Below are 15,178 nucleotides of genomic sequence, written 5' to 3'. Positions count from 1 at the left end.
TTGTTGTTCACCGTGGGTCAAAGTTCGGCGCCATCTCTCACCGTGCCTGTATACCTTGTATTCAGTCGCATACAGTTTAGTCGAGGAACCCCTGGACCAGTTCAGCGGCTTCATCACCAGGCTCCAGCCACGGCGTGTGCCCGTGCCCTGGGAGTTCGTGGAACTCGGCGTCGGGCATCTTCTCGGCAACGGGACGACCGACATCTGGCGCATAGAAGGCGTCCTCCGTCCCCCAGACGAACTGCGTCGGACAGTCGATTCGCGCGATTTCGTTCCTGATATCGAACAGCGGGTGGGCGCGGCCGAACGAGCCCTGGGCGGTCGCCAGCGACCGCTGGCTTTCCCCTCGCCCGGGTAGGTCCTGCCCGGCGGCGAGCAGTTCGTAGAACACGTCGGGGATGGCCGAGGCGTCGACGACGTTGACCCGCTGCATCGACTGTCTCGCGTTCTCGACTGGATCGCCACGGTTGAGCAGCCACAGCAACACGCGGTTGAGGCCGCGAACGGTCAGCAGGCGAAACAAGAGCGGGAGATCCCGCGAGACGCCGCCCGGCGCACCGACCAGTTGCAGTCGGTCCACGCGGTCGTGGTCGAGCGCGAGCAGGAACGACTGGAGGCCGCCGTGGGAGTTGCCGACCACGTGGGGTCGGTCGATAGCGAGGTCGTCGAGGAAGTCGACGATGTACGCGACCAGAAACGACCGCAGATCACGGTCCCGGTAGCTCGGAGCGGCAGAGAGGGCGAGACCGGGCCGGTCGGGGGCGTACACGCGGTACTCGTCGGTGAGCGCCGGAAACAGGGATAGCCACGTCGCCGCCGGCGTCCCGACCCCGTGAAGGAGCAGCACGGGATCACCGTCCGGGTCGCCCCCGACCAGATAGTGAACGCGACCCACGGCGTCCGTCTCGGTTACTCTGGACTCGACGCCGAGGTCGTAGTGGTCGGCGAGGCGGGCCTGGGCGTCCGCGTAGCGTCGCTCGGCCGGATGAGACCAGTCGTCGGGCGACAGCGCGCGGTCCTCGGGGACTGTGGTACCGGTGCTCATACGCGGACTGTCCGGCCCCGGGCGTATCAGTATACCGCGGGCCGGTGCTATGTGATAAGATTGCGCCTCCAAGAGACACATATAGCTCCGCTCCCTCGCTCCCACATGGAGGCCATCGAGGGGACTGTCCTTGCCGGGCGGTCGTTTGAGCCGGTCCACGGCAGAGTTGTCGTCGAGGACGGCTACATAACGGCCATCGAGGAGACGTCTGAGCGCGAAAGCGGTCACAACCGCATTGTCCTACCGGCGTTCGTGAACGCACACACTCACGTTGGTGACTCAGTCGCCAAGGAGGCGGCTGTCGGTCTCGGCCTGGAGGAGGCGGTGGTACCACCCGATAGCCTGAAACACCAGCAGATCGCAGCGGCCGACGACGAGACGCTGATTGCCGCGATGCACCGCACACTTCGATTCATGCAGCGAACCGGCTCCGGGGCGTTTCTCGACTTCCGGGAGTTCGGCGTCGACGGGGCACGTGCGCTACGCGAGGCCGCTGCGGAACTCGATATCGAGGACTTCATTTTCGGGAGCGATGACGCTGCGGTGCTGGACGTGGCCGACGGGTTCGGTGCCAGCGGTGCAAACGACGACGATTTCACCGCCCGGCGGACCGCCACCGAGGAGCGTGGGGTCCCGTTCGCTATCCACGCCGGCGAACCGGACGCTACTGACATACACCCGGCGCTGGATCTGGAACCGGACCTGCTGGTCCACATGGTCCATGCCGAGGCGGAGCACCTCGAACGGGTGGCTGATCAGGACGTCCCTATCGCGGTCTGTCCCCGTGCGAACCGCGTCCTTGAGGTCGGCCGGCCACCGATTGAGTCGCTTCTGGAGTACACTGACGTGGCACTCGGGACTGATAATGTAATGTTGAACGCACCCTCGATGTTCCGTGAGATGGAGTACACCGCGAAGACCTTTGACCTCCCCTCGCGGACGGTGCTCCGGATGGCGACGACCGCTGGGGCCGACGCAGTTGGCCTCGACTGTGGTGTCATCGAACCCGGTCGCCGGGCCGCACTGCTGGTCCTCGACGGCGACTCAGACAACCTCTCGTCCGTGGCCGACCCGGTCGACGCGGTTGTCCGGCGAGCGTCACCACTGGATATCCACCGAGTTATCTGCTGAAGCCGACGGCGGGACTACTGATGCCCATGGCAGTGTGATTGAAAATGGGCAGTTTGGACGCCCGGTTTTCAAGCCCGTCAGTATCTCTAATGCGCTGGTTTTGCCAGTCGCTCCTCACGGTGTTGCGGTCTGTGCTATCTGCATGTCCAACCCGAGCTGGTCGAGTTCCCATGCCAGATAGTCACGCAGGCCGTCTTCCAAGGCTCGGAATTCTAAGTCGAGATCGCGTTTTGCCTTTGTGTTATCGACGTTGAATTGCCGTCCAGATAAGAAGTCCAGTATTTCTGCTTCGAGGCCGTCCGGCGGCGTGATGACATGTTCAGCCCCCCGCATGATGGTGGCTAACCCGCCGAATACAGCGTCCGGAACGGCTCGTGGGGCCGGGATTCCCGTGAGTCCCTCGGCGCAATCCAACACCTCAGGCATCGTTCGAGGTTGGCTGGCAACGATATACTCCTCGCCGGGTTCGCCAACCTCCATCGCCTGGATGTGCGCCCGCGCGATGTCGTCAACATGGTCCATTGGAAGGGTCCAGTCGCGGGGAACCATCGGGAGGTCACCTGTCAAGTAGTCCCGAAAAACTGTCTGGGGTTTCCCCGGCCCGTAGCGGCCGTTGTGGGGGCCGTAAACACCGCCGGGCTGAACAATGACCAGCGGGAGACCGTCCTCTATCATCGGTTTTGCAACCTCGAAGTGTGCTTTCCACTTTGTACGAACGTACTCAGCGTAGGTCGGGCACTCGGGGTCAGTCGATTCATCGATTATGTCCCCACTCGTTCCCGGATAGACACCTATCGTACTGGTGTAAACGCCCTTGGGAACGTCGAGTTCGTCCATCAGCTCCAGCACATTCCGCGTCCCCTCAACGTTGATTCGTTCTGCCTTTTCTGCCTCCTGAGGTCCGGGTCCGACGTAGAACCACGCAGCCATGTGGAACATGCCGTCGACGCCGGCCATCGAGTCACGCATACTCCCCTTCTCTGTGATGTCACCCTCAACGACGGTCACCTCGTCCGGCAGGTGGTTCGCGTTCGAGCGCGAGCGCGTCAACGCGACAACGTCGTGGCCTCCGTCGGCTAATTGTTCCACCACGTGGGTCCCGATGAGGCCAGTCGCCCCTGTGACGAAGTATTCCATAGTGTGACTAATGTTGACATATGACAAGTAGGTTGGGGGAGAACCAGCGATATTTGTACGCTGTCCCGTGAGCGGTACACACACTGTAGTCACCATATCACTCTTTGTACGGTCTGGAACCGACAGTAAGTATCCTGTTCAAGACGCAGGCACACTGTAGAGTCTACTGTCTGAAATCGGCCCAGTGCGAAAGGGTATGACCCCCCTCGAGGTCTCGACTCAGCTCTCGGCCGCGTGGGCGAACACGAACGCCCGGAGGAGTTTCGTCGCCAGCGTCGCCGCCTGCCCATCGTCGCGGTCGTTGACCTCGACCACGTCGAAGCCGACGGCCTGCGGAGCCGCGGCCCGCACCACCTCATGCATCTCTCGCGGTTCGAGGCCGAACGGCTCCGGCGTTCCGGTTCCGGGCGCGAACCCGGGGTCGGCGGCGTCGATGTCGACGGAGAGGTACACCCGCTCGTCGTCGAACGCGGGCGTCCAGTCGGCCACGTCCTCCGGCGGAACCACGGTGACGTCGTCTTCATTCGCACGGTCCCATTCGGCTTCCGAGCCAGTGCGTGCGCCCAGCACAATCGCTTCGTCGGCCACCGAGAGCGCGTGGCGGGTCACCGTCGCGTGGGAGTACTCGTCGCCGGCGTAGGACTCGCGCAAGTCCAGATGCGCGTCCAGACAGACGAACACGTCGGGGTCGAGGGCGCGCACGCCGGCGACGGAGACGGTGTGTTCGCCGCCGACGACGAGCGGGACGGCCCCCTCGCTGTCGAAATCCGAGAGGGTGCCCTGGAGGTACGTGAGGTACTCGGCGACGTCGGCCGTGGGGCCGATATCGCCGTGGTCGTAGACGGAACAGTCAGTGAAGTGCTGGCCGGTGCGGTGGTCGTAGTCGTCGAACCCCTGGCCGAACTGGCGGACGCGGCGCGGGCCAAAGCGTGCACCGGGGCGAAACGACGTCGACGCGTCGAGTGGCGCGCCCACGAGCGCGTAGTCGGCCGCCCCGCGGTCGGCCCCCGCACCGGGTAACATCGTTACGAGCGTGTGATCTTGCGCTGTTCCTCGTACTGGAGGTACTCGATCTCGTCGTCGGGCTGGAGGTCGATGTCCTCGGGGACGCGCATCGTGAACGTGTCGTAGGTGTCGAGGTCCATCACCTGAGCGTCGTTGCCGTCGGTGGAGACGACCTGCCCCTGCTTTCGGTTGACGATCGGGACCCAGACCTTCGCGTCGACGGGCTGGGACAGCGAGCGCTTCTTGCCGTCGAAGACGCCCTTGGCGTCGATTCGGGCCTTGGCGCTGCCGTGCTTGCCCGGCTTGGCCGTGCTGTAGGAGTTGATCTTACACGGCGTGTCTTCGATCATGACGTAGCTTCCTTCGTCGAGCTCTCGAACTTCGGTCTGCTCTCTTGCCATACCGCCGGATTACCCCTGTTTGGGTATAAACGGTTTGGAATGCCCCAAGCCAGGTCTGTCGCGACTGCCGCTCTGTGGGCTCGTCTGAAATAGCTGGGTGTCCAACATCCCGAAATCCCCGACGGCAGTACCGAGTCCCACAGCGGGTCCCGAGCCCACCCCCACAGTTCAAGTGAGCTTGCACTAACCACACGGGTGTGGCACTCTCGTTCGACCTGTTCGGGACGCTCGTTACGGCGGACCGACCAGAGGAGCCGTGGGAGGCCGTTTCAGAGACGCTCGCAGCCCGATCAGTTCGGGTCCCGGACGACTGGGAGGACGCCTATCGCTCGGCCCATCGCGACTACGACCGCGGCCGGGAAGCGCCGCTGGACGAGCACGTTCGACTGGCGCTTGCCAGCCGCGGCGTCGAGATCGCTGCGGAGACGGCGACTGAGGTCGTCCTCGATGCGTTCGACAGCCCGGTAACAGTCCGTGAGGGAGCCGTCGAGGCGCTCGATGCCGCAGCACAGCGAGGGCCGGTCGCTGTCTGTTCGAACTGCAGCGTCCCGGGACTGGTCGAGCGGACGCTCGCCCGAGCAGATATCGAGGCCCGAAGCGACCACTCGTTCGACGCCGTCGTCACCAGCGTCGACTGCGGCTGGCGGAAACCGCACCAGCGCATCTTCGAGGTAACTGCTGACGCGCTCGACGCGGAGCTTTCTGACCTCGTCCACGTCGGCGACGACGCCCGAACGGACGGCGGCGCGGGCCGCGTGGGCGCGCAGTCGATGTTACTGGAAGACCACCCGCTACCGGCGATAGCCGAAAAACTCCGGGAGGGGGAGCTGTGCTGAGCGCGTTGGCGGTGGCCGTCGCCGGGGGGCTGGAACTCGCAATCGGTGAGCCGCCGACCCGCTTGCATCCGGTTGCGTGGTTCGGACGGCTCGTCGGGGCGGTCGACCGCGAGTGGGACCACCCGCTTGCGGTCGGAGGGTTCGCCGCGGCGCTGTTGCCCGTCGGAGTTGCTGTCGTCGTCGGTGGCAGCGTCGCACTCGCCGCCACTCGCGAACCGCTGGCCGCCGTCGCGCTCGCCGGCCTCGCGCTGTTCCTGACCACGAGCCTCCGCAGTCTCCTCTCGACCGCTCGGGGCGTCATCGCCGACACCGACGCCGCCCTTCCTGCTGCTCGGGACGGGCTGCTCGCACTCGCTGGCCGCGACGCCAGCGCGCTCTCTGCGGGCGAGGTTCGCAGCGCCGCCGTCGAGAGCGCATCTGAGAACCTCGCCGACGGCCTCGTCGCGTCGCTGGCCGCGTTCGTCGGGGGTGGACTTGTCGCTACTGGCGTCGGCCTCCCGCCGCTGCCCGTCGCTGCCGGTGCAGCGGCGTGGGTCAAGGCCGTCAACACGATGGACTCGATGGTGGGCTACCGCTCGAAGCGCGTCGGGACGCCTGCGGCGCGGCTCGACGACGCCGTGATGTGGCTCCCGGCCCGACTGAGTGCGCTCCTGCTCGCTCTCGCCTGCGGGTCGCCCCGGTCGGTGGCCCAGGCCCGGGACTGGCTGGACGGTGTTCCCTCGCCGAACTCCGGGTGGCCGATGGGGACAGCCGCCGCGGCGCTGGACGTTCGACTCGAGAAACCGGGCGTGTACGTCCTGAATCCCGCAGGTCATCTCCCCGACGTGGCGACGGCCCAGCGCAGCGTCACACGGGTCGGCGTCGCCGGAGCGCTGGCGTACCTGCTCACCGGCCTGGGGGTGTACGCGTGGTTCTGACCGCGGTCCGGGGGGCGCTCGGATTCCTCTCGCGGCTCCCGGTCGGCCATAGCGAACGGGCGTGGGACGCCTTCGTCGGGACGCCGGCGGCGTTCCCGCTGGCCGGCTACGTCGTCGGCGGCCTCGTCGCGCTCCCGTTCCTCGCCGCCGGTCTGCTCCCGGCCCCCGTAATCGCCGCGGCCTACCTCGGAGGCGTCGTCCTCGTCACCGGCGTCAATCACGCCGACGGCCTCGCAGACCTCGGGGACGCCGCTGTCGTCCACGGCGACCCCGCGGAGCGCCGCGAGGTGATGCGGGACACGACTGTCGGCGTCGGGGCTGTCCTCGCGCTGGGGACCGTCCTCCTCGCGCTGGCGCTGGCTGCGCTGGCCGTTGCGGGGCTCCCGCCGCTGGTCGCCGTCGCGCTGGTCCTCGCTGCCGAAGTGGGGGCGAAGCTCGCGATGGCGACGCTGGCCTGCATCGGACACCCAAGTCATGAAGGGTTCGGCGCGACAGTCATCGACGGGAACACCCCACGCCACCTCGTCGGCTCACTCGCCGTCGCACTCCCGGCCGCTCTCGTCGTCGTTCCGGCGACCGCAGTCGCGGTGCTCACCGGCCCGCTGCTCGCTGTTGGCCTCTCGGGCTGGGCCGACCGCCAGTTGGGTGGCGTCAACGGCGACGCGTTCGGCGCTGCCAACGAACTCACGCGCGCCGTCGCGCTCCACATCAGCGTCGCCACGTGGTCGCTGTTCGGTGGTGTCTGGCCGGTGCCGCTGGGCGATATGGGGGTGCTCGCATGAACGCTCTGGTGATGTGTGGCGGCCGCGGGACGCGGCTGGACACCGAGGCCGAGAAACCGCTCTTTCGAGTCGGCGGTGTCCCGATGGTCGACCGAGTCGTCGGCGCACTTGAGAATAGTTCCGTCGAGAGAATTATCGCTGCAACGTCGCCGAACGCGCCGGATACGCAGTCCCATCTGGACGTTCCCTGCGTCGAGACGCCGGGCGAGGGATACGTCGCGGACCTCGACGCGGCGCTGGCCGACGACCGGCTCTCCCGGCCGGTGCTGACCGTCGCTGCGGACCTGCCGCTGCTTGACGGCGAGATAGTTGACCGTGTTCTCGACGAGCACGACGGGGGGTCGCTGACGGTCCTGGTCCCGGCCTCGCTGAAGCGTGCCCTCGGCGTGAGCGACGACACCACGTTCGAGCATGAGGATCGGGAGGTCGCGCCGACGGGCGTCAACGTCGTCGGCGACGGCCCCGACGATGCCTGGCTCACCCGGGACCGACGCGTTGCGGTCAACGTCAACACGCTCGCTGACGCGTGCGTGGCAGAACAGTGGCTGTAGCGACGGAACAGCGGAGGCAGTGCCGCCGCGAAACTTTCTCCACACCGCCCGCCGTAGTCCCTGTCCATGGACCCTGATTCGGTCGAGGGCTTGCGGGCGAGTGGCGGTGGTGGGGCCGGAGACGCTATCGGTCCGGACGGACGCGTGCCACACGGCAGCAGCGACGACCCGGACCTGCTGGATTTCAGCGCGAACACGAACCCCCGCGTCCCGCCGGACGCCGCGAAGACGTACCGGGAATCGTTCGAGGCCGCCCGCTCGTATCCGGCGGACGACTACCCCGAGTTCCGGGCGGCCGCGGCGTCCTTTGTCGACTGCGATCCGGAACAGGTGATACCCACGGCTGGCGGCCTCGAAGCGATACGTCTGGCGATCCAGACGACAGTTCGGACCGGCGACAGCGTGCTCGTCCCGTATCCCAGTTTCGGTGAGTACGCCCGCGAGGTCCGGCTCCAGGGCGGGAAGCCGGAGTTCGTCCCACAAGACGAACTGCTGACCGCCGACCCGGCGGGCCACGCGCTCGCCATCGTCTGCAATCCGAACAACCCGACCGGCGAGGCGGCCGACCCGGCGCCGCTCCGGGCGTTCGCCGACGACTGTCTCAGCGCTGGAACGACGCTCCTGGTCGACGAGGCCTTTCTCGGGTTCACCGACGAGCAGTCGCTGGCGGGCCGTGAGGGCGTCGTCGTCGCGCGCTCGCTGACGAAACTGTTCGGCCTCCCCGGCGTCCGGATGGGCTACGCCGTCGGAGCGGGCGCGGCCAGGGACCGCCTCGCCACCGCACGCCGCGCCTGGTCGATGAGCGCCGCCGCGGCCGCGGTTGGCACGCACTGCTACGGGCAAGGCGGGTTCGTCGCGGAGACGAAGGCCCGCGTCGCCGAGGAGCGAGCCCGCATGCGGGACCGACTCGCGGCGCGGTTCGACGTGTGTCCCTCCGATGCCCCCTTCCTGCTGCTGTCGGTCAGCGACGATGACGTAACCGTGGACGAGATCCTTGCCTCGGCCCGCGAGGCTGGTATTGCCCTCCGCGACGCCCGGACGTTCCGCGGGCTGGACTCGCACATCCGCGTCGCCGTCAGAGCACCCGAAGAAAACGACCGGCTGCTGGACGCGCTGGATGTTTGAGACGACCGTTCGGGACGGTGTCTGTCAGGTCCGCCGCGAGGGTGCCAACTGGCTCTCGACGGCGTGGGACGGCGGCTACCGGCACGCCGATGCCGTCTACAACGTCACCGTGCCGGAGGGGTTCGAGCGGACCGACCTCGACGCCTACCGCGCCGAGCGCCTCTCCGCGGCTGGCTTCCCCCTCGGTCCGGCGCTGCTCACCGGCGTCCACATGGAGCACGCCCGCTGTGCCCGGAGCGGCCCGGTGTCGGTGCTGGCGACCGCGGGCCTCTCGAACCCCGCCGCGCTGCCGATGTCGGGAGAGAGTGAAGCGGACGGCTCAGACGAGGCCGCCGGAAAACCGGCAGACAGCCCCGACTGGCGTCCCGGCACGGTCAATCTCGTCGTCGGCGTCGACCGAGCGCTGGACGGCGGCGCGCTGGCGACGCTGCTCGCCACGGCTGTCGAGGCGAAGGCCGCGACGCTGCTCGATGCGGCGGGCATCCCCGGGACCACCTCGGACGCGGCCATCGTCGGCTGTGTCCCGGCCGCCGAGTCCGCTCCGTTCGCCGGCAGCGCAACAGAAATCGGGGCCGCTGCCCGCGTCTGCGTCCGCGACGCTATCCGAGCGAGTCTGGCTGCCCGCTACAACGACGATACTCTGCCGACCGTCGACGGCGCGGCGTACGGCGTCGTCACCGACCGTGAGACGGAGGTGTTCGAGCCGTGAAAAGGCCGTTATCACACGACATTCCCGGAGACCAAACTGCTAAACAGAATCCGGGCGAACGGACTGATATGAGCGACAACACGGCCGGACCGACCGCCGAGCCCATCAGCCCGAGCGCGCCCGAGGAGTTCGGGTTGGTGCAGGTCTGGTGGGGCGACGGCAAGGGCAAGACGACCGCGGCGCTTGGGATGGCGACCCGCGCCGTCGGCCACGGCTACCGCGTCCACCTCCTGCAGTTCATGAAGGGCGGGACCAGCACCGTCGAGGACGTGCGCGGAGAGTACAACGCCATCGCCGCGCTGCCGGGTTTCTCATACGAGAACGCGGGCCACTACGGCTGGCACGGCTTCCTCGACGGCAGCGAGGACGACGAGCACGAGGCCCGTGCGAAAGGCGCACTCGACCGGGCACAGGAACTCGTTCAGGCCAGCGCCGACGCCGACCTCTCGACGCCGCGGGATGCCGACGGGCCGCCAGAGGAGGGCGTCAACATGCTCGTCTTCGACGAGATTCTCTACGCCGCGAACCGCGGCCTCGTCGATCCGGCGGACGTGATTGGGCTCATCGAAGCCAAGCCCGACGACCTCGAACTCGTTCTCACGGGCGGGCACGAGCGGCCGGAGTTCCTGACCGACTACGCGGACCTCATCACCGAGGTCGGCAAGGAGAAACACCCAATCGATGCCGGGCAGGGCGCGCGGAAAGGCACTGAGTTCTGAGTACGGCATCCCCGAACGGATTTATTGTTCGGCCAGCAGGTCATCGACGATCTCGCGAGCCGCTTCGACATGGTCGTCGGCGACGGCATCGCCAGTGCCCGCTACCTGCGACAGGATGTGGTCGACGGTCGCCAGCCGCTCGGCTAACACGTCCGCAGAGATATCGCCCTCGGCGATGTCGGCGGCGACAGCTTCTGCCTCCCCGAGCCAGCGGCTGGCCGTACGTTCGACCGGCCGCTCCCCGGTTGCAGCGAGGTGTTCGTACAAGGCCTGGAGTCGTTCGTCGGTCACAAATATATCTCAGCGGCCCGGCGCAAAGAACCTCGCCGAACCACTGATAGTCCAGGCGGCCCCAGACCGTCGTAATGGCCCACACGCTGCTGGTCGCCGGAACGGCGAGCCACGTCGGCAAGTCCACCGTCGCGGCCGGCCTGTGTCGCTACCTGGCCGACCGCGGCGTCTCGGTCGCGCCGTTCAAGGCCCAGAACATGAGCAACAACGCCCGGGCGACACCCGGCGGCGAAGTCGGCGTCTCGCAGTACGTCCAGGCCCGCGCGGCCGGCGTCGCGCCGTCGACCGACCACAATCCGGTACTCCTGAAACCGCGGGGGGACGGCGAATCCCAGCTCATTCTGGATGGCGAGGCGGTCGGGCATTTCGAGGCCCGGGGATACTACGACGAGCACTGGGAGGACGCGCTGGACACCGCCCGCGCGGCCCACGACCGACTCGCCCGGTCCCACGACGTGATTGTCGCCGAAGGGGCGGGCTCGATTGCCGAAATCAATCTCCACGACCGCGACCTGGCGAACGTCGAGACGGCGCGTTTCGCCGACGCCGACATCCTGCTCGTCGCCGATATCGAGCGCGGCGGCGTGTTCGCCTCGCTCGTCGGGACGCTAGAGCTGATTCCCGACGACATCCGGGACCAGGTGGCCGGCGCGGTCATCACGAAGTTCCGCGGCGATCGCTCGCTGCTTGACCCCGGCATCGACGAGTTCGAGGAGCGGACCGGCGTCCCCGTCCTCGGCGTGATTCCCCACGACGATCCGGGCCTCCCCGAGGAGGACAGCGTCGCGCTGCCGCCGGTCGGCGAGCGGTCTGTCGTCGGTGCGGACGACGGCGTGCCCGACGACGAGAGTGTTACCGTCGCCGCCCCGCGGCTCCCGCGCATCTCGAATTTCACTGACTTGGAGCCACTTGCCAGCGAACCCGGCGTCAGGGTCGCGTACGTTCCACCCGACGCCGCCCTGGATGACGCCGACGCGGTGGTCCTGCCGGGGAGCAAGAACACCGTTGACGACCTGCTGGCGCTTACCGACGCCGGATTCGGTGACCGACTACGGGCGTTCGACGGCCCCGTCGTCGGCCTCTGTGGCGGCTACCAGATGCTCGGTGAGGCGATCACGAACGCCGCAATCGAGGGGACCGGCGACGCGGACCGCGTCGAGGGCCTGGGCTTGCTCCCGGTGACGACGGAATTCAGCGAGTCGAAGACAGTCGAGCACGTCCGGCGGGACCTCCGTGGCGTCGGGCCGCTCTCCGGGGCGAGCGGGACTGTCGAGGGCTACGAGATCCACATGGGCGACTCGACGCTGACGGGTGAGGCGGCCCGGCCGTTCGACAGCGACGGGGCGGCGACCGACAGCGTTCTGGGAACATACCTCCACGACCTCTTCGTCAACGACAGTGCGAGGGTTGCCTTCGTGCGAAACACGTTCGAGACCGCCGGTATCGACCCGCCTGCGGCGAGCGAGCGGGACGCCGGCGACCCGTACGAGCGAGCGGCCGGCCTCGTCGCCGACTTTGTCGACCTCGGACCGCTGGGACTCGCTGAGTAGTGGAAGTTTGATACTCGCTTAAATTCCGGAAATTTATATACGGCCAGACCGCAATATTCTCCAATGGTCGAAGTGTTCGCGGTCGCCAGTGGGAAGGGCGGGACTGGCAAGACGACGAGCACCGTCGCCCTCGGGATGGCGCTGTCCGACCGCTACGACGTGACGGTGGTCGACGCCGACACGGGCATGGCGAACCTCCTGTTTCACGCCGGCCTCTCGGATGCAGAGACGACGCTGCACGACGTGCTGGCGGACGACGCGCCCGTCGAGGCGGCCACGTACGACCGGTTCGGGTTGACCGTCGTTCCCTGTGGAACGAGCCTCGACGGCTTCAGGGACGCCGACCCGGACCGGCTCCGGGACGTGGTTGCGGCGCTCGCAGAAGACACGGATATCATCCTGTTGGACTCGCCGCCGGCGCTTGACAGCCGGACCGCCGTCCTTCCAATCGTGCTGGCAGACCGCATCGTCGTCGTCCTCCAGCCGACGATTCCCGCCATATCGGACGGGCTGAAGGTCCAGGAGTACGCGACGACCTACGACACGGACGTAGCGGGCCTCCTGTTCAACAAGGTCCGCGAATCCGAGTCAATCGAACAGGTCTCGGAGAAGACCGAGCGGTACTTCGACGGGCCGACGCTGGCCGCGGTCCCCGAAAGCGAGCGGGCACGTGAGGCACGGCGTGCCGGCCGACCGCTGCTGGCCCACGCCCCTGAATGCGAGGCGGCGACGGCCTACCGGGTGGCCGCCGAATCGCTTACCGTGCGGGATGGGACGGCCGCCGACGCCGCGGACCGGTTCCAGAGCGCCGTCATCCCCGAGTCACTATGAAGTTGCCCCGCGGCCGACTCGATAAATCCCGCGTCGTCACGGACCCGCGGGACACGCTGGCCGACGTGCTCGACCGCGAACTGACCGGCTATGCCGTCTTCGAATCCCAGGAGACGCTCCTCCTCGATGGCGAGGGGCGAGGGGTCATCACGTTCACTGACGGCGTACCCGTCCTGACCTACCACACCGGAACTGACCGCGGCGGCCCGCCGGCGCTCGCGGACCTCGCCATTCCCGGGCCGTACCACGTCTCGTTGTACACGCTTGACGCCGCTGACCTCGAATCGGCACACGAAGCAACCGACCTGCGAGTGCCGCCCGGGATGCCCGCCGAACGGCTGGGCGGCGACCCGGCACTGGCCGACAGCACGCGACGGGCGGCTCCCGACGAGCGGCTGTCGGCGACAGACGACGACGCGGCAGCAGTCGAGGACGGAACCACGGAACAGAGCGCCGTCGAAGCGTTCCTCGACGATGCGGAGAAAATCGAGGCCATCAAACAGCAGGCCCGCTCGGAAGCTCGCGAACGCGCACAGCAGTGGGAGTTCTGAGGGGTACCGCTTGTGTGGGATTCTATACGGGTACCGATGCCATCGGTCTGCTTTGCGACAGGTCCTCAGTGTGTACATCGCGACACGGCCCCCACGCTGAAAACGAACCACCGTGACGGCTCATACGGATTGTTGGAGCGATGTCCCGGTATGTCCTGACCCGAAATCAGCACGATCCGGGGATAATCTATAACAATCCGTCTCAGTCTGCTCGCACAGGGATCCACCACACCCGCGACCGCCCCCCGACTTTCTTGCTCGTGATATCGGTCTCTGCTTCGAGGTCGTGGAGTTTGTTCAGCGCGGTCCGGCGCGAACAGCCGAGTCTGTCCGCGACCTCCGACGCTGTGAGTGGCTCCGCGTAATCGCCTCGGTGTTTGAACACCTCGATAACATCCGATTCAGTGTACTGGATCTCCCGTCCAGGCGGAGACATACTTCTGGTAACGATTGCCACACACTTATACTGTCGGCCATTATTTCATTTTGGCTGACGGTATAGAAAATCACCGACCAGTGGAAGTGAGCAAGCCAGCGCCGAGACCGAGGAGACCCCGAGTGTTACAGCCCCTGTAACATGTCTTTGGTCCTCGAACAGTTACAGCAAATAAGTATAGGCACCCGCCAGCAGTAGCCTGTGCCGGGGATACGCCATCCCGCCCTCCAGTGAGTGCTGGAGCGCCGACCAGTGCTCCCTTCGGCCCTTCCATGCGGACGACACCAGTCAGCGCCCGGGTTACTGCTTGTTTTCTTGCACCGACAGGATCGCCTCAAGCGGCTGTGACCGCTCTTTGTATCGGTCGAATACTGTCTCAGCCCAGCTATACACCGCTTTGGCGTCAGATTCGGCTATCGCCCGGACGTTGTTCCGGTCGTCGTAGGCCGCCAGACAGACCCGCGAGCGGTCCAGCGCGAGGCCGATATCGAGCGGGGCGTCGTGGACGTACGTGTCGATGTTCTCGTGTTCGACGCTTCGCTGGAGAGCGTCTGAGAAATCGGACTCGGATCGTTCGAGCACGCTGTGGTCGATGATGAACTCGATATGCGTCCCCGTTTCGAGCAGTTCCACCGCGACGTCGTTGAACACCGACGTCACGATCGGCGAGATGGCCCGAACGTCGCCCTCGACCTCGCTGAGCCAGTCTGTGAACCGACCAATCGCGGCCAGGGGATTCTGTTCGGAGCTCGTCGTGAGGCAGTCAGGGTCTAACAGGTCAGCTGGGAGATCTGCCGCGATAGAACCGAGATGGGCGGCCAGCGGACCGACCGCCCGAGCCCGTTCGACCTCGCTCATGAGTGCCGTGTACTGGTCGAACACCCGCTCTCCGGTCACCGTGAGTCGGTACTCGCCGTCCCGTTTGACGACCCACTGGCGCTCGGAGAAGCCCGCGAGTATCCGCTGAATCGTAGTCCGCGTCGCGTCCACCGTATCACACAGGTCGGTGGGCCGTGCCGGACGCTCCCGGAGCTGGGCCAGCACCGCGAACCGCTGTGGTGACCCAGTGAGGAACTGGCAGTCCTCGAACGCGGTATCGTCCGGACCCTCCGTCATTGCACACGTCTGCGTGGGCGACCGTCTTAGCCTCTTTGCCGTTTG

The 15,178-nt window shown here is 66.7% G+C and carries 18 protein-coding genes; 11 read left to right on the top strand and 7 right to left on the bottom strand.

What is annotated here, in order from left to right; all coding sequences use genetic code 11:
• Positions 1 to 76: 76 nt before the first annotated feature.
• Positions 77 to 1,045, bottom strand: a complete 969-nt coding sequence (locus ACOZ4H_RS05435; protein WP_424328336.1) for an alpha/beta fold hydrolase — start codon at positions 1,043 to 1,045, stop codon at positions 77 to 79.
• Positions 1,046 to 1,150: 105 nt separating this feature from the next.
• On the opposite strand from ACOZ4H_RS05435, the gene ACOZ4H_RS05430 reads away from it, so the two are divergent.
• Positions 1,151 to 2,176 (top strand): amidohydrolase family protein, encoded by a 1,026-nt coding sequence (locus ACOZ4H_RS05430; RefSeq protein ID WP_424328335.1) that lies wholly within the window; start codon positions 1,151 to 1,153, stop codon positions 2,174 to 2,176.
• A 114-nt stretch (positions 2,177 to 2,290) separates the two neighbouring features.
• On the opposite strand, the gene ACOZ4H_RS05425 is transcribed toward ACOZ4H_RS05430, so the two are convergent.
• The 3 genes from ACOZ4H_RS05425 to ACOZ4H_RS05415 all read right to left on the bottom strand — a co-directional run bounded on the left by ACOZ4H_RS05425 (position 2,291) and on the right by ACOZ4H_RS05415 (position 4,719).
• On the bottom strand, positions 2,291 to 3,313 hold the full coding sequence (locus ACOZ4H_RS05425; RefSeq protein ID WP_424328334.1) for an NAD-dependent epimerase/dehydratase family protein: 1,023 nt from the start codon (positions 3,311 to 3,313) through the stop codon (positions 2,291 to 2,293).
• Between the two features lie 219 nt (positions 3,314 to 3,532).
• Positions 3,533 to 4,336, bottom strand: a complete 804-nt coding sequence (speB, locus tag ACOZ4H_RS05420) for an agmatinase (protein ID WP_424328333.1) — start codon at positions 4,334 to 4,336, stop codon at positions 3,533 to 3,535.
• Between the two features lie 2 nt (positions 4,337 to 4,338).
• Positions 4,339 to 4,719 (bottom strand): translation initiation factor IF-5A, encoded by a 381-nt coding sequence (locus ACOZ4H_RS05415; protein ID WP_004515075.1) that lies wholly within the window; start codon positions 4,717 to 4,719, stop codon positions 4,339 to 4,341.
• Positions 4,720 to 4,916: 197 nt separating this feature from the next.
• Between ACOZ4H_RS05415 and ACOZ4H_RS05410 the strand changes: the two genes are divergently transcribed.
• From ACOZ4H_RS05410 to ACOZ4H_RS05380, 7 genes are all read left to right on the top strand, one after another.
• Positions 4,917 to 5,555 (top strand): HAD family hydrolase, encoded by a 639-nt coding sequence (locus ACOZ4H_RS05410; protein ID WP_424328332.1) that lies wholly within the window; start codon positions 4,917 to 4,919, stop codon positions 5,553 to 5,555.
• A complete protein-coding gene (locus ACOZ4H_RS05405; RefSeq protein WP_424328331.1) occupies positions 5,549 to 6,472 on the top strand; it encodes a CobD/CbiB family cobalamin biosynthesis protein in 924 nt (307 codons plus the stop codon). Before ACOZ4H_RS05410 ends, ACOZ4H_RS05405 begins: the two co-directional genes overlap by 7 nt.
• Positions 6,463 to 7,254 carry an adenosylcobinamide-GDP ribazoletransferase gene (gene cobS / locus ACOZ4H_RS05400; RefSeq protein ID WP_424328330.1) on the top strand — a complete coding sequence of 264 codons (792 nt, stop codon included), beginning with the start codon at positions 6,463 to 6,465 and terminating at the stop codon, positions 7,252 to 7,254. The genes ACOZ4H_RS05405 and cobS overlap by 10 nt, the downstream gene beginning before the upstream one ends.
• A gap of 11 nt (positions 7,255 to 7,265) precedes the next feature.
• Positions 7,266 to 7,805 (top strand): NTP transferase domain-containing protein, encoded by a 540-nt coding sequence (locus ACOZ4H_RS05395; RefSeq protein WP_424330340.1) that lies wholly within the window; start codon positions 7,266 to 7,268, stop codon positions 7,803 to 7,805.
• A 66-nt stretch (positions 7,806 to 7,871) separates the two neighbouring features.
• Positions 7,872 to 8,930 carry a threonine-phosphate decarboxylase gene (locus ACOZ4H_RS05390; RefSeq protein ID WP_424328329.1) on the top strand — a complete coding sequence of 353 codons (1,059 nt, stop codon included), beginning with the start codon at positions 7,872 to 7,874 and terminating at the stop codon, positions 8,928 to 8,930.
• Entirely contained in the window at positions 8,923 to 9,639 is a 717-nt protein-coding gene (locus ACOZ4H_RS05385) for an adenosylcobinamide amidohydrolase (protein WP_424328328.1), read from the top strand. Before ACOZ4H_RS05390 ends, ACOZ4H_RS05385 begins: the two co-directional genes overlap by 8 nt.
• Before the next feature lie 68 nt (positions 9,640 to 9,707).
• Positions 9,708 to 10,358 carry a cob(I)yrinic acid a,c-diamide adenosyltransferase gene (locus ACOZ4H_RS05380; RefSeq protein ID WP_424328327.1) on the top strand — a complete coding sequence of 217 codons (651 nt, stop codon included), beginning with the start codon at positions 9,708 to 9,710 and terminating at the stop codon, positions 10,356 to 10,358.
• 21 nt (positions 10,359 to 10,379) lie between these two features.
• On the opposite strand, the gene ACOZ4H_RS05375 is transcribed toward ACOZ4H_RS05380, so the two are convergent.
• Entirely contained in the window at positions 10,380 to 10,649 is a 270-nt protein-coding gene (locus ACOZ4H_RS05375; RefSeq protein ID WP_424328326.1) for a hypothetical protein, read from the bottom strand.
• A gap of 74 nt (positions 10,650 to 10,723) precedes the next feature.
• Between ACOZ4H_RS05375 and ACOZ4H_RS05370 the strand changes: the two genes are divergently transcribed.
• The 3 genes from ACOZ4H_RS05370 to ACOZ4H_RS05360 all read left to right on the top strand — a co-directional run bounded on the left by ACOZ4H_RS05370 (position 10,724) and on the right by ACOZ4H_RS05360 (position 13,581).
• Positions 10,724 to 12,199, top strand: a complete 1,476-nt coding sequence (locus ACOZ4H_RS05370; RefSeq protein WP_424328325.1) for a cobyric acid synthase — start codon at positions 10,724 to 10,726, stop codon at positions 12,197 to 12,199.
• 63 nt (positions 12,200 to 12,262) lie between these two features.
• Positions 12,263 to 13,030, top strand: a complete 768-nt coding sequence (locus tag ACOZ4H_RS05365; RefSeq protein ID WP_424328324.1) for an AAA family ATPase — start codon at positions 12,263 to 12,265, stop codon at positions 13,028 to 13,030.
• Positions 13,027 to 13,581 carry a hypothetical protein gene (locus tag ACOZ4H_RS05360; protein ID WP_424328323.1) on the top strand — a complete coding sequence of 185 codons (555 nt, stop codon included), beginning with the start codon at positions 13,027 to 13,029 and terminating at the stop codon, positions 13,579 to 13,581. The genes ACOZ4H_RS05365 and ACOZ4H_RS05360 overlap by 4 nt, the downstream gene beginning before the upstream one ends.
• Before the next feature lie 202 nt (positions 13,582 to 13,783).
• On the opposite strand, the gene ACOZ4H_RS05355 is transcribed toward ACOZ4H_RS05360, so the two are convergent.
• Both ACOZ4H_RS05355 and ACOZ4H_RS05350 read right to left on the bottom strand, forming a co-directional pair.
• Positions 13,784 to 14,017, bottom strand: a complete 234-nt coding sequence (locus tag ACOZ4H_RS05355) for an HTH domain-containing protein (protein ID WP_424328322.1) — start codon at positions 14,015 to 14,017, stop codon at positions 13,784 to 13,786.
• A 300-nt stretch (positions 14,018 to 14,317) separates the two neighbouring features.
• Complete coding sequence (locus tag ACOZ4H_RS05350) at positions 14,318 to 15,133, bottom strand: helix-turn-helix transcriptional regulator (RefSeq protein ID WP_424328321.1); 816 nt, start codon at positions 15,131 to 15,133, stop codon at positions 14,318 to 14,320.
• Between the last annotated feature and the right edge of the window lie 45 nt (positions 15,134 to 15,178).

The sequence above is a fragment of the Haloarcula amylolytica genome (genome assembly GCF_049705545.1).
Classification (GTDB): domain Archaea; phylum Halobacteriota; class Halobacteria; order Halobacteriales; family Haloarculaceae; genus Haloarcula; species Haloarcula amylolytica_B.
The sequence above is the reverse complement of the archived record's forward strand: the minus strand, read 5'-3'. Positions and strand labels throughout refer to the sequence as shown.